Here is a 14,262-nt window from a genome sequence, read left to right as displayed (position 1 = left end):
GCAGTAACGCAACGGGCGCGCGATCCGCCTTGAGACGGTGTCCTGCTCGTGGCTGTTTCCTTCAAGACCCTGGACCTGAACCTGCTCAAGGTCTTCGACGCCGTCATGGAGGAGCGAAGCGTGCTGCGGGCCAGCCAGCGGGTTGCCCTCAGTCAATCCGCCGTGAGCCATTCGCTCGCCCGGCTCCGCGAAATGCTGGAAGACGATCTGTTCGTGCGCACGGCGACCGGCATGCAGCCGACAGCGCGCGCATTGACAATGGCACCGCAGGTTCGCGAAGCCCTGCGATCGCTCGAGGCGGCGGTCGAACTGCCGAGCTTCGTTCCGGTTGCCTCCACCCGGCAGTTCACCCTGGCCGCCAACGACTTCACCACGATGGTGCTGGCCTCACCGCTCCTGAAGATCCTGGGGCTGGAGGCGCCGGCGATCGACCTGATCATCAAGCCGGTGACACGGATCGACCTCGCCGAGCAGATCGACCTTGGTCGCATCGACGTGGCGATCGGCGTCTTCTCGGACCCGCCGAGCCGATTCCGGACGTCGCTGTTGTTCGAATATGACGACGTGCTGATCGTGGGCGGAAAGCGCAAGCTCGGCCGGATCGACAATGCTGCCCTGGCGCGCATGTCGCTGGTCGTCGTCTCCTTCGGCGGCGAGCAGGAGGGAGCGATCGGAGGCTTCATCTCCGAGCGCGGCCTCGCCAGGCGATCGGAGATGTACGACCGCGCGGCGCTCGAACGGGCACTGTCCGAAAGCGATCGGCCACCGCGAATAGCTGTTTCATTGCCGCATTTCCTGGCCCTGCCCGCCCTGCTCGCGGACTCGGAATTGGCGGCCATCGTTCCGCGGCCCTTGGCGCGGGCGTTCGCACGCGCGCATGCGATCACGACGTACGAGCTGCCTTACGCCACGACCCCGGTCGAAGTCCGGCTGTTGTGGCACGAACGCATCGAGGGCGAGCCGTCGCACGACTGGCTTCACGAGATCCTCAGGCGCGCGACCGATGACCTCAGGCGCGGACACTAACGGGAGTCGCTCTCAGTTCTGGTTCCATTTTCCACGGGCTATGCAGCTCGGGCGCGTCTGGCGTGTCGTTTCCGACTGGACTTGAAATAGCTCGTAGACCTGGAAGACTACGTTAGCACGACGTACTCGAGATGCAGCTTAGTGTCCCATTGAACGAAGGTGGATAAATCATGACTTGGCAGTTTTGTCATGAGAGCCATGGGGTTCGGGATTGGCCCGATCGATCCGATCCTTCAGAGTATCCCGTGCAATATTACGTCCAGAACGATGCCAAAACGAAGTTGGGCTTCTTTGGTGCTTCGTCTCGCGGAGAATGGATATTCGAATTTTCCGGGCACGGTCTCACCTTTGAAATTCGCGCCCATCGAATAGGAGCGCTCGTCGGTAACCAAAAAGACGATCTGAATAGTGAGCGAAACTTAGGTCCCATCTGCAAGCTTTGGATCGACGAGGCCGATATCGACCGTATCGCTCTGGCGGGTGCGGACATCATAGTCTCTGAGATTTCCGAAGGCCTCCTTGAGAGTTCTCTTCTCGCGAATATCCCTCGCTCAGAGTGGGTCGGACCAAATCTCACTCGGGTCATATTTGAACATCCGCCGTTTCAAGAAATGAATTCGGCAGGAGGCGACCGATGATCGATATCACCGCAGCCGCGCAGGCGATCGCCCAGATTACAAACCCCGCTGTCAGGGAAGCCGCTCAAGCATCACTAAATCTTGCGCAGTCCAGTGGCAATCAGAAGCTGACTGACTCGATTCCGGAAATACTGTCTAAGTCGGCGAAGGGGAACGGTACCCTATGCAGCTGGGGCGCGGGTTGAGGTTGTGCTAGACTGGGCGCAGCAGTCTTGAAGAGGTCAACGATACAAGGCGGTCTCAACCGCCGCTCAAGGGAGTCCGTGATGCAGGAGAACACCGCTCGCGCGAGCCAGTCGCGCGCCATTCCATTCGACGCCGCCAAGCTCGACCGTCTGATGGAGGCCGCCGGCCTCGATGTGCTGGTCGCGACCTCCAAGCACAATGTGCAGTACCTGCTGGGGGCCGAGCGCGCGATCTTCTTCGACTACATGGACGCCATGGGTGTCAGCCGCTATCTGCCGGTCCTGGTCTATCCCAAGGGTGCGCCGGACAAGGCAATCTATGTCGGCCACCGCCTGGAGACCCATCAGCGCGCTGTGGCGCCGCCATGGGTCCCGCAGCTCCGGACCGAGTCGAGCGGCTCGGTCGATGCCATCACGCGGGCCGTGAAGCTGATCAAGGACGCCGGCGTGCCGTTGAAGCGGGTCGGGATCGAGATGGCGTTCCTGCCGATGGATGCAGGGAGGGCGCTGGCGGACGCCCTGCCCGGCGCCGAGCTCAAGGACGCGCTGCTGGTGCTTGAGCGGCTGCGCGCGGTCAAGTCGGCGGACGAGCTTGCAAAACTCAAGACGGCGTCCGAACTGGTCATCGCATCGATGCTGGAGGTGATCGCCGGGCACGGTCCGGGCACCACCAAGCAGCAATTGTCGGACGCGCTTCGCATCGCAGAGACCAATCGGGGCCTGACCTTCGAATACTGCCTGCTTGCCTGCGGCAGCAGCCACAACCGGGCGCCGTCGTCGCAGCGCTGGGAACAGGGCGACGTGCTGTCGCTGGACTCCGGCGGCAACTATCACGGCTATATCGGCGATCTCGCGCGCATGGCCGTGCTGGGCGAGCCCGACGGCGAGTTGAAGGATTGCCTGGCCGAGATCGAGGCGGTGCAGCGCGCAGCCTTTGCCGCGGTCCGGCCGGGCGCGATGGGCGGCGACATCTATGTCGCGGCTGAGCGGGCGCTCGCAAACATCACCCAGGGCGACTGCACGGACTTCCTGGCCCACGGCATGGGCCTCGTCAGCCACGAGGCCCCTCGCCTGACCGCCAAGGGCCCGGTCCCCTACGACGACACCGACGCCCGCCTGCCGCTCGAGCCCGGCCTGGTGGTCTCGATCGAGACGACGATGAAGCATCCGAAACGCGGCTTCATCAAGCTCGAGGACACGGTGGTGGTGACGGCGGCGGGCTACGAGATTTTTGGCGAAGGCGGGCGCGGGTGGAATTTGGGTGGGAGCAAGAGCTAGCCGCGGACCGGGCCATAGGCCATATCCACACTTCATCCACACCTAAAACGGGTAATGCACCATCACCACAACGATTCAGCCGCCCGAATGCTGTAAGGTCTGCTGATTCGATGGACTGATGAGGTGCGTTCAATGTCGGCTTTCCGTTTCGTGCATGCAGCCGATATCCACTTGGACTCCCCGCTACGTTCTCTCGCTTTGCGAAATCCGGGTCTCGCCGAACTCATCGGCAACGCTAGCCGTCAGGTCTTCGTCCGCATCGTCGACCTCTGTCTCGATGAGCGCGTGGATGCGCTGCTACTCGCCGGCGACCTCTACGATGGCGATCAGACGTCGATGAAGACGGCGCGATTCCTAACCGAGCAGCTGCGCCGACTGCATGCTGTAGGAGTCCGCGTCTTCATCATCCGTGGAAATCATGATGCCTTGTCGAAGATCACCAAGGAACTTGTGCTTCCGGACAGCGTGACCGTCTTTGGCGGACGGGCCGATGCCGTCGAGATATCGCGGGATCGTGGCGAGCGGCCGATCGTGGTGCATGGGCTCAGCTTCGCGAAACCACAGGCGCCGGAGAGCCTGCTCGGCAAATACAAGGCACCTGTCGAGGGCGCGATCAACATCGGACTCATGCACACCAGCCTGGATGGTGCGCCGGGGCACGACGTATACGCGCCGTGCAGTACGGCCCATCTCGCCAGTTTCGGCTTCCGGTACTGGGCGCTCGGACACATACACAAGCGGTCCACGACCGAGGGAGCCTGCGCCATCGTAATGCCGGGCATCCCGCAAGGTCGTGACGTCGGCGAAAGTGGGCCAAAGTCGGTCACGCTGGTGAGCGTCCTCGACGACGGGGCGTTGTCGATTGACGAACGCGTCGTCAGCCTGGCCCAATTCGAACGGGTGGCCGTCGACGCGTCCGGATTGGTGGATTGGCGCGAGCTCGCCACCCGCATCGAGAGCGCGCTCGGCGAAGCCTCCGATCGCTCGAAATCCGATCATCTCGTCGCACGCGTGTCCGTCTTCGGCGCGACGCAGCTGGCTTGGACTATCCGACGCGACGCAGATGTTCTCCACGCCGAAGCCGAGAGCCGCGCGGAAGCCATCGGCAATGTCTGGATCGAGAAGCTCGAAACCGACTGTCGAAGGGCGGCCATTTTCGATCCCGCCGACAGCGCCGATCCCCTCGCGGTGCTTCGCCGGACCATGACCGACGAGATCGTCGCGTCCGAGGCCTTCCGCGCGCAGGCGCAAATCATCGTCGACAATCTGCTTGATCAGCTGCCTCCGGAGTGTCGGCGCGTCCTTGCGCCGGATGAGACCGGTCTCGCTTTGCTCGTCGGGCAATTGTCCGACGAGGGCTCGGAAGAGGTCCTCGCGCGCCTGACGGCGGGCGGTCCAGACGGAGCACGCTGATGCGCCTACGCAAGCTCGGCCTAAGGCGTTACGGCAAATTCACGGATACGGTGCTCGACTTCGGCGCTCGCCTCGCAGATGGCTCGGACATGCACATCGTGTACGGGCCCAATGAGGCCGGCAAATCGACGGTGATGTCGGCCGTCATGGACCTCCTTTACGGCATCCCCACGCAGAGCAAGCTCAACTTCCTGCACCCATATCCGACCATGCGGATCGAGGCCGAGATCGAGCATTCCGCCGGCCTGCGCAACGTCTCGCGTATCAAGAAGCCTCAAAACAGCCTGCTCGACGACGCGGACCGGCCCATTCCCGAAGTTGTGCTTCTCGGCGAGCTGGGTGGACTCGACCGGAACGCCTATCAGACCATGTTCTGCCTCGACGATGAGACGCTGGAGACCGGCGGCGAGAACATCCTCGCCAGCAAAGGCGATCTCGGCACCCTTCTCTTCTCCGCGACCGCGGGCCTTTCGGATCTGAGCGCGCGCCTCACGTCCGTACGAGAGGAAGCAGACGCCTTCTTCCGGCCCGGCAAGCGCACGGGCGTGCTGTCTGACTTCAAGAAGGAGCTTGCCACCCTAAAGGATGAGCGCGACAAGATCGACACGCTCGCGTCGGAGTTCTCGCAACTCGTCTCCGACCGCGACCAGGCGGCCGCGGTTTACGACGAAGCTGTCATCCAGCGCGGACGGACGCAGTCCCGGATTGACGAGATCGGACGGCTCCTGCACGCCCTGCCGCGGCTCCAGGCGGTTCGCAGGCTCCGCGCGGAGATCGAGCCGCTTGCGGCTCTGCCAGATGCGCCATCGGCTTGGGCGACTGACCTCCCCGACCTGATGACCCTGCAGACGAAGTTGCAGACGCAGGCGCAGGCGATCGACGATGAGATCGCGCGACTGGAGTGTACGATCGCGGAATCGATCGTCAACGAGGCAGCTTGTAGCCTTCAAGACCGCATCCAGGGTCTCATGGACATGCGCGCTCGCTTCGTCACGGCGGAAAAAGACCTGCCTGAACGCAAGCTGGCCTTGGGCCTCGCCGAGCAGACGGTGTCGCGAATCCTGGCTCGCATCAACCGGGACTCGGACCCGGCGCCAATGCGGTTGATTCTGTCGACCGAGAAGACTGGCCCGCTCCACGATCTGATGGAGAAGCGATCCGGCATTGAAGCGGCGATCATCGGGGCCGAGACGGAGCTTGCAAAGGCTCGTGACGAGTTGTCCGACGCCGAGGCCAAGCTCGGGGACGACGGGCGCGCGCTTGATGAATCGGCGGTGCGCGCCCTGGGCCTTGCAGTCGGCACAGCTCGCCAGAGCGACGACGCCTCGCGCCTGCGTGCGGCGGATCGAGCCTGCCAAGAGCGATCCGAGGAATTTGACGACGCACTAGCCGGGTTACACCCTTGGACAGGCGGCAGAGACGCCCTTCTCACGGTCCAGGTCGCCCGCCCGGACCAACTGGAGGCGTGGACGTCGACCGATGCGAAACTCTCCCAAGAGATCGCTCTCCAGCAGAAGGACGTCGATCGCCTCGACATAGAGGCGCTACAGCTCCAGCGCAGGAGCGAGGCGCTCGCCTCCGTCGCGGGCGCCATCAGCGACCGGGAGGTCGGTGAAGTCAGATCGGCACGCGAAGCCGCCTGGGCCGCCCACAAGGACAGGCTGGATGCGACGACGGCCGCGACCTTTGAAACCGAGATGAGGAAGCTCGATCTCATCTCGGAGCAGCGCCTGAGCCATGTCGGCAGCGTGGCGGAACTCAATCAGGCGCTATTGGATTGTGCCGAAATCCGGACACGGCGCGAACATGCCGGACACTTGCTTCAGGCGAGTTTGCAGAAGCGGGAAGCGCTCGCCGCGGACATCGCCGCATCCGTTCGTGCCATCGGTGGGAGTCTCGATGAGAGCATCGGTCTCGCAGGGCTAAAGCTTTGGCTTCAGAAGCGCGAGCGGGCCATCGAGCTCCGCACGCGCTTGATGGGCGCGGAGCGTGAATCGCGGCAGGCGCTCACCAACGTCGCGACCGCACGGGAGCGGCTCGCGACAGCACTGTGCGCGGCGGGCGTCGCTTTTTCGGACGACGCGGACATCCAGGCGCTATTGGCTGCCGGCCAGACCGCTCTCGACCGCGAAGCCGTCGCCAAGGCGTTGCGGACGGCGGTCGATGAGCGTCGACGCGACTTGACTTCGCGCGAGACGAAACGCGAAGAGGCGCTGGCCACGGAATGTGCATGGAGCGCCGCATGGCGGCAGGCTTGCGCAGCATGCTGGCTGGGCGAGAACGAGAGCCGGCCGACCATCGCGACAGTGAGAGAGACGCTGGAAGCGCTGGCCGAACTGGGTCCCGAGCTGGAGAAAATGGCCGGGCTGACCGATCGGATCGCGAAGATGGAGCGTGACCAGATCCAGTTCCGGGCGGAGGTCGAAACCCTTGCCGCAACGATGGGGCTCAGTCCAAGGCCGTCCGATGTTCTCGGACTGTACCAGGCCGTCGTGAGCGGCGTCGCCGACGCGACGAAGACCCTGGAGCGCCGGCAAGATGCCGAGGCGGCTCTTTTGGCCGAACACGACGAGGCTCGCCAGCTCGCCGTGCAACTTGCGCAAGTCCAGGCTCAGGCGAAGCGGATGATGGATGGCTTCAAGGTCGGCTCATTGACGGAGGTCGACATGTGCCTGCGTTACGTCGCACGCCGGTCCGAACTCACGGCGCGCCTGACTGAAGCGCGCGATGAGATGCTCAAAGCTATCGGGCTCGAGACTTTCGAGGAAGCGGAGGCCATCCTCGACACGCTGGATCGAGCGGCGCTCGAAGCAGAATTGACCGAAAGGAGATCGCGCTTCGGCAACGAAGACGAGCGGATCCGCAATCTGTTTGCCGCAAAGGCCAAGGCCGAGGACAGCATCGCCGCGGTCGGCGGCGATGCCGCCGTCGCGCTTATCGATGCGACGCGGCGAACGCTGTTGTTGACGATCGAGGACAGGGCGCGGGCCTACCTTCGGCTCAAGCTCGGAATCGCCGCGGCCGACGGCGCGTTGCAGGCCTATCGGGACCGGCATCGCAGTTCGATGATGGCCCGTGCTTCGGAGGCCTTCTCGCTCATTAGCCGCGGCGCATATGCCGAGTTGGTAACCCAGCCTTCGAACGGTAGCGAGCTTCTGATTGCGAAGGGAGCGGATGGAAGCTCGAAGATTGCTTCCGAGCTCTCCAAAGGAACGCGGTTTCAGCTCTATCTGGCACTGCGCGTTGCGGGCTATCACGAGTTCGCCCGCGCGCATACGCCGGCCCCCTTCCTCGCGGACGACATCATGGAGACGTTCGACGATTTCCGCGCCGAGGAAGCCTTCCGGCTGCTATCCGGAATGGCTACGCAAGGTCAGGTTGTGTATTTCACCCATCATCGCCATCTCTGTGAGATCGCCAAGACCGTCGCGCCTTCCGCGGTCGTTCACGATCTCCGATCGGAGATGCGCATAGCTTCTTAAAGCCTCAACCGTTCTCACGGCGTCATCGTTGCTACGGTCTTCAAAGGAACAGACCAGACTGTTCCAAGCTGTCATGCGGCGAGCTCCTTCATTCCGGGACGCTCCCCGTGGCGTGAGCCCGGAACCCATCGGGCAGAGGACCCGGCGAAGTAATGGATTTCGGGTTCGCGACTTCGCCGCCCCCGGAATGACAGAGCAAGGCGCAGCAGCTAGCGCAGCGGCAACTGCTCCAGCTGGCTCTGCGCCTTTTTCACCGCCGCCGCGTACCAGCCCTGGCTTGGCGCTTCCTTCGCAAAACACTTCGTGTATGCATCCATCGCCTGGTCTTCCTTGGCCATGGCGTCCTGCGGGGACTTCTTCGCCATCATCTGCTTCCAGACCTTTTCGCAGGCCGGGATCTCCGCGGTCTTCACGGCAGCGCTGCTGGCGAGGAAGAGGACCTTGTCGCCCTGGATCGCGACCACGTCGATTTCATGCGGCGGCCCCTTCAGATCGCCATTGCCGCGCACGCCCAGCACGGCGACTGCGGCGCTCGCGGCGGCGGTCTTGGTGATCGGCAGCTCGGCATATTTGGCGAAGGCGGAGTCCTGGATCGCATAATAGTAGAAGCGATCCGATTTGAAGGCCGCGCCGATCTCCTGCGGCATGCCGTCTTCGCGGTGCTCGACGAGCCAGTGCTTGAGTAGCCCTGTCGTGGTCACCACGGCCTGCAGCTTGTCGCCTTCGGAGGCGAAGCCGAGGCCGTCGAGATGGCCGAAGCCGGAATCGCCCTTGAACAGCGTGTCGACGTTCGACTTGCCCTCGGCCGGCAGCTCCTTGATCGTGACCGGTCCCACCAGGCCGCGCAGCACGCCCGTCAGCTCGTTGAGCGCTGCGTCGTGCTGCTTATAGGTCTCGTCGTTCTCCTTGGCCTTGGAGAATTTTGCGATGTAGCGGTCGCGCAGGTCGAGATAGTGCTGCTCGGGCGTGGCGGCATGGGCGGGCGCGGCCAGGACGAGCAGGCACGGCAGGGCGAACGATCTCATTGCGAATTCCGGAAGGCTGGAGCGATCTCCAGTCTTTGTGCCGGTGCCGTGCGAGAAGGTTCACCGCCCCCCTTTTCTGCCGCGCTTCGCGGGCGCCTTGCGCTTTTTTGGGAGCCTTCCTGACAGCCTTTTTGACCCCCTTGGCTTTCTTCGCTGCCTTCGCCTTTTTGGCGCGCCCTACCCGTTCCGGCTTGGCCTGAAGGACGGCGCGGGCTGCCATCTCGGGCAGCTCCGCTGTCTCCGCGACAATCTGATGCTCGGCGTCGGCCGCAGATACTGCCAATGCTCGTGCCGCAACCTCGGTGTCGAGATGCTGATAGATGAACTGGTCGTCGACAGTGAAGTGCGGGATGTCGTGCCCGCCGTGCGGGTCATTATACGTGTCGAACGCACCGGCTGCTGTCGATCCTTCGGTGGTGTGATGAATGATCCTGAACGGTCCGGCGGTGTACTGCCCCGCGCTCCAGGGCAAGGGCATCCATCGTGCAAACGGACATCTGGCCATATGCTCCCCCCTGAGATTTGCTGGATTGCTTGAGGCGATCAGGCGCGCTTCGAGCTCTTCTTGCCGCTCTTCCTGCCACTCTTCCTGGTGCCCTTCCGGGCTGATTTTCCGCTCCGCTTCTTCGGCGCCGCTTTCGTCTTGCGCGACTTTGTCTTGCGCGACTTGGCAGCCGGCTTCTTCTTCGCCGGACCCTTCCTCGCTGACGTTTTGCTTACCGATGTCTTTCTCGCCGATGTCTTGGCCGACCTCCGCTTGGCCGATGCCGCCGCCTTCTTGCGCGACCTGGCATTCTTCGTCGCTTTCGAGGCTCCGGCTTTCCGTGCCCTGGTCCGTCGCGCAGGCGTCGAGGTCCCTTCGTCCGACGCTGCGGCCATCCCCGCTATCGCGGGAGCGGCAAGCTCAACCGGTTCGGCGCGGACTCCGGCAAGGATGGTCCCGAGGGCGGCGTCCCAGGCCGCGAGCTCGAAATGTTGGGGGTCGTCGTGGTCGCCAACACCAAGGTCCAATACGCAGTGGAACACCGGGACCATCCACGCGCCGCGCCTGACACCGGCGATGACATATTGAAGCGCGAGCCTTGCATATTGGGCGGGCGTGAAACCGGGATCGGGCGAGTCGAAATCATGGTCGTCCGGACCCATGCGCGGCTGCACCAGCTCGTGATGCAGGAACAAGCCTTTGAAACGGACACTGGGCTTTTCGAACCTGGTCGCGCGCCAAGGCGTGCCGTAATCCCGGTCCGTCAGCGTCTCGCCAAGACGCGTGATGTAAATGTGCGTCCTGCCGTCAGCAAGACCTGAAAGCTTGTTGCCAGACCAGGCGGCCGTGTTGATGAATGCCGGATTGAAATCCTCTCCGGGGTCCAGTTTGAAGCTGGTGTCATGAATGACGAAATAGCGCGCGAGCGGTGCGGCCGGATTGTCGTCGTTCGCGTGGCAGATGCGATCCATCACCGGGCCGCCGACGGTGCTCTCGGCTATCCCCTGTGTCTGGAGGAACGATCTCACCTGCGCCTTGGTCACCCCCAGAGCGGCGGGATTGGCGAGCAGGCCGGACAGGACCGGCGGCAGATTGGCTTTGGCTTCGTCGACATTGCCGGCCCGCTTGACAGTGCGGAGCAGGCAGCGCGCTTGATCGATCGGCGATCCGACGAATGTCAATTGTGTGGAGTCAAACGGACAGGGTGTGGTCATTGTACTTTCCCCGAAAAGTACGTTCAGCCAAATGATCACCTGCGCAGTCGCGCCCGCCTCCACAACCTTACGGAAAGCCTCGACACGGCACAACTTTTATTTGAACGGGTTGGCGGCCGGGGAGCGGAGGGCCTGCCCTACTCCGCCGGCGTCAGTTGCCGGCTCAGGCGCAAGGCCGCGGTCTCGCGCACGCGGATACGGGCGCGGCGCTTGCGCCACCAGATCACGACGCCGGTGACCGACAGTGCGGCCACGACGAGGCCCATGATCGAGATCAGGATGCGGCCGAACAATCCGACGATGCGGCCCGAATGCAGCGGGAATTGCGCCTGCACGAAGATGTCGGCGGCGGTGCCGACCCAGGGCAGCCGTTCGCCGAGCGGACGGCCGTCCTCGCTGTCGTAATAGAGCTGCGCCGGGCCGACGCCGCCGGCGCCGTGGTCATCGCCCGGATGGAAGTAGGCTGCGGCATAGACGCCGTGGGCCGGACCGTAGCTGAGCGCGCCGACCGGAACGGCCCACCCCCGCGCCTTGCCGTCGATCGCCGCGCGCGCGGCGATCTCGGCAAAGGTCATCTTGGGTTCGATGGGATCGTCGAGATCGCGATAGGGCCGCTGCTCGTAGGGCGTCGGCGTGTAGTTCGACACCATCTTCATCAGCGGCGAGAACACCTCGAAATAGAGGTTCAGCGAGAACGCGGTGAAGGCGATGATGAACAGCACGCCCCAGGTCCACAGGCTGAAGGCGCGGTGGATGTCGAAATTGATCCGGTAGGCGCTGCCCGAGGTCTTTATGGTCCAGGCCGGGGCCCAGCGCGCCCAGAAGCCGCGTTCGAGCTGGCGCGTCACCTGCGGCACCCGAGCGGCCTTCTTGCTCCGGCGCGAGGGCAGCGTCAGATAGAAGCCAACGAAGCAGTCGATGGTCCAGATGATGGCGATGATGCCGAGCACGCGCATGCCCCAGCGGTCGCTGCCCCAGAACTCCGGGATGTGCATGGTGTAGTGCAGCTTGTAGAGGAACGAGACGAAGTTCTCGCGCGTGACCGGCCACACCGCGCCCCAATAGCGGCGGCCGAGCTCGACGCCGGTGTTGGGATCGAGGAAGATCTGGTTGTAGTCGAGCGGATAGCGCTTGCCCGTCGCCGGATCGATCCGCGGCATGACGAAGAACCACAACGAGTGCCCCTCCTCCGGCGTCATGAAGAGGTAGGTTACGCGCGCCCTGGGATCGCGCTGCTCGATCATACTGGCGAGCTCGATTGACGGAATCGCCGGGCCCTTGCTGGTGACGTCGAACAGCTGGCTGTTCAGGACGTCGTCGAGCTCATGGTCCCAGGAGATGATCGCGCCGGTGATGCCGGAGAAGAACAGGAATCCGGCCGTCAGCAGTCCCGCCCAGCGATGCAGCCTGCCGAATATCGCTCTCATCGTTGTCTCTCATCCAGCAGGTCCGGCTTCCCATCGCCGGACGGTCTTTGGTTTGAACTCACCAGTGGTACGTCAGCTTGCCGATCGCCTTGCGTCGCTCCGCATAGAAGCAGCCGGACGCGAGGCCATAGCAGGCCGCGACATAACGCAAATCGGTCAGGTTGGTCACGTTCAGCGAAAGCCGCCAATTGTCACGGCTATAGGCGAGCAGCGCGTCCAGCACGGTCGAGGAACCCACCTTGAACGTGTTGGCATCGTCGCCCCAGGTCGCGCCGACATAACGGATGCCGCCGCCGAATTGAAGGCCGGTGAGTTGACCGCTCTGCAGCGTGTAGTCGCTCCACAGCGAGGCGCGGTTGAGCGGCACCGTGGTTGGCGCCTTGCCGAGATTGACCGGATCGCGCGAGAGCTCCGCATCGACATAGGCGTAGGCGGCGCGCAGATTCCAGCCGTCGGCGAGCGACATGGTGCCTTCGAGCTCGACGCCGCGCGACTTGACCTGACCGATCTGCGAGGCCGCGTAGCTCGGCGGCGGATAGGTGACGACGTTGTCGCGCGTCAGGTCGAAGGCTGCGATCGTGAACAGCGCGTTCCAGCCGAGCGGCTGATATTTGACGCCGACCTCGTACTGCACGCCGGTTTCGGGATTGAGCAGCTCGCCGCTCGGCGTCGCCGCCAGCACCGGCAGGAACGATTCCGAATAGCTGAAGTAAGGCGCGATGCCGTTGTCGAAATTGTACATCACGGCGGCGCGGCCGGTGAAGGCCGAGGCGTCGGTCGAGGCCGAACTGTTGACGAGATCGGCGTTGACCTTGGTCGTCACGAAATCCTGGCGGCCACCGAGCTGGAACGAGAGCCGGCCGAGCTTGATCTGGTCCTGCAGATAGAGCCCGACCTGCGACTGCTTGACACCGGTGTTGTCGGTCATGCCGCCGATGGCCCAGTCATAGCTGTAGACCGGGTTGAACACATTGACCGTCGGCGACGAGGTCGAGACGCTGAAGGCGGTGTCGCGGAAGTCGCTGTTGCGATAATCGATACCGGCCAGCACGGTGTGGCGCAGGAAGCCGGTGGTGAACTTGCCCTGGAGCTGATTGTCCACCGCAAACGAGTTGATGTACGAGTTGCTGTAGCTGCCGACGCGGGCGTAGTCGCCTGCGGCCTCGTTGGTGTAGCCGGCGCCGTAGAACACCTTCTCCTCGTTGTGCTGATAGGCGTAGCGCAGGTTCTGCCGGAACGTCAGAGCGTCGTTGAAATCGTGCGAAAGCTGGTAGCCGGCGGTCGCGATCTCGGTGTTGAAGGCATCGAAGCTCGGCACGCCCGCGAAGAACGAGACCGGGATGGTGCGGCCGTTGTTCGGCCACAGCGTGCCCGAAGCCGGCAGGAACTGGAGGCCCCACCCTGCCCGGTCGCGCTGGTAGTTGGCGAGGAACGTGATGGTCGTGTCCTCGTTCGGCTTGAAGGTGACGGCGGGCGCGATGAAGACGCGGTTGTCCTTGGTGAAGTCGACCTGGGTCTCGCCGTCGCGGACGACGCCGGTCAGGCGCCACAGCACGGTGCCGTCCTTGTTGGCGGGGCCGCCCATGTCGAACTGGCCCTGATAGCGGTTGAAGCTGCCGCCGGAGACCGAGACCTCGCCGAACTGCTGCGCGGTCGGCAGCTTGGTCACGTAGTTCAGCAGGCCGCCGGTGCCGCTGCCGCCATACATCGCCGAGGACGGGCCCTTGAGCACCTCGAGGCGCTCGGCGCCGTAGGGATCGAGCCCGTTGAAATGCACGTAATTGCTCGACGGAATCCGCAAGCCGTCAATGTAGAGGCCCGGCATGGTCATGTCGAAGCCCCGGATCTGAAGGCCGCCGAAGCGAGTATCCGATCCGCCGTTGACGTCGCCGCTGACGCCGGCGGTGTAGCGCAGCGCCTCGCCGATCGAGACCGCGCCCTGGTTCCTGATCTGGTCGGTGGTGATGACGGAGACCGACTGCGGGGTTTCGATCAGCGGCGTATCGGTCTTGGTGGCGGTGCCGCTGCGCGTGGCGACGAAGCCGCGCACAGGTCCGCCGGCGCGTTCACCGGTGGCGCCGTTCGCGGCC

General features: G+C 63.9%; 10 protein-coding genes. 6 read left to right on the top strand and 4 right to left on the bottom strand.

The genetic code is table 11. From position 1 onward, the window contains the following. Positions 1–48: 48 nt before the first annotated feature. The 6 genes from VGR99_RS33980 to VGR99_RS33955 all read left to right on the top strand — a co-directional run bounded on the left by VGR99_RS33980 (position 49) and on the right by VGR99_RS33955 (position 8,022). Positions 49–1,026, top strand: a complete 978-nt coding sequence (locus tag VGR99_RS33980; RefSeq protein ID WP_326904315.1) for a LysR family transcriptional regulator — start codon at positions 49–51, stop codon at positions 1,024–1,026. A 245-nt stretch (positions 1,027–1,271) separates the two neighbouring features. Then, on the top strand, positions 1,272–1,664 hold the full coding sequence (locus tag VGR99_RS33975) for a hypothetical protein (RefSeq protein ID WP_326904314.1): 393 nt from the start codon (positions 1,272–1,274) through the stop codon (positions 1,662–1,664). Beyond that, positions 1,661–1,849: a hypothetical protein gene (locus tag VGR99_RS33970; protein WP_326904313.1), complete on the top strand. Its 189-nt coding sequence runs from the start codon at positions 1,661–1,663 to the stop codon at positions 1,847–1,849. Before VGR99_RS33975 ends, VGR99_RS33970 begins: the two co-directional genes overlap by 4 nt. Before the next feature lie 81 nt (positions 1,850–1,930). Next, on the top strand, positions 1,931–3,127 hold the full coding sequence (locus VGR99_RS33965; RefSeq protein ID WP_326904312.1) for a Xaa-Pro peptidase family protein: 1,197 nt from the start codon (positions 1,931–1,933) through the stop codon (positions 3,125–3,127). Positions 3,128–3,259: 132 nt separating this feature from the next. Next, a complete protein-coding gene (locus VGR99_RS33960; protein WP_326904311.1) occupies positions 3,260–4,540 on the top strand; it encodes a DNA repair exonuclease in 1,281 nt (426 codons plus the stop codon). Then, a complete protein-coding gene (locus tag VGR99_RS33955) occupies positions 4,540–8,022 on the top strand; it encodes an AAA family ATPase (protein WP_326904310.1) in 3,483 nt (1,160 codons plus the stop codon). Before VGR99_RS33960 ends, VGR99_RS33955 begins: the two co-directional genes overlap by 1 nt. Before the next feature lie 209 nt (positions 8,023–8,231). On the opposite strand, the gene VGR99_RS33950 is transcribed toward VGR99_RS33955, so the two are convergent. From VGR99_RS33950 to VGR99_RS33935, 4 genes are all read right to left on the bottom strand, one after another. Then, a complete protein-coding gene (locus VGR99_RS33950) occupies positions 8,232–9,047 on the bottom strand; it encodes a hypothetical protein (protein ID WP_326904309.1) in 816 nt (271 codons plus the stop codon). Between the two features lie 543 nt (positions 9,048–9,590). After that, on the bottom strand, positions 9,591–10,784 hold the full coding sequence (locus tag VGR99_RS33945) for a hypothetical protein (RefSeq protein WP_326904308.1): 1,194 nt from the start codon (positions 10,782–10,784) through the stop codon (positions 9,591–9,593). 98 nt (positions 10,785–10,882) lie between these two features. Beyond that, on the bottom strand, positions 10,883–12,172 hold the full coding sequence (gene fsrB, locus VGR99_RS33940) for a siderophore utilization protein FsrB (RefSeq protein ID WP_326904307.1): 1,290 nt from the start codon (positions 12,170–12,172) through the stop codon (positions 10,883–10,885). A 58-nt stretch (positions 12,173–12,230) separates the two neighbouring features. After that, positions 12,231–14,222, bottom strand: coding sequence for a TonB-dependent siderophore receptor (locus VGR99_RS33935; protein ID WP_326904581.1), 1,992 nt, complete (start codon positions 14,220–14,222; stop codon positions 12,231–12,233). Positions 14,223–14,262 lie beyond the last annotated feature (40 nt).

The organism is Bradyrhizobium sp. (genome assembly GCF_035935975.1).
Taxonomy (GTDB): Bacteria; Pseudomonadota; Alphaproteobacteria; order Rhizobiales; family Xanthobacteraceae; genus Bradyrhizobium.
Note: the sequence above shows the minus strand (reverse complement) of the source record. Positions and strands in the feature narration are given on the sequence as shown.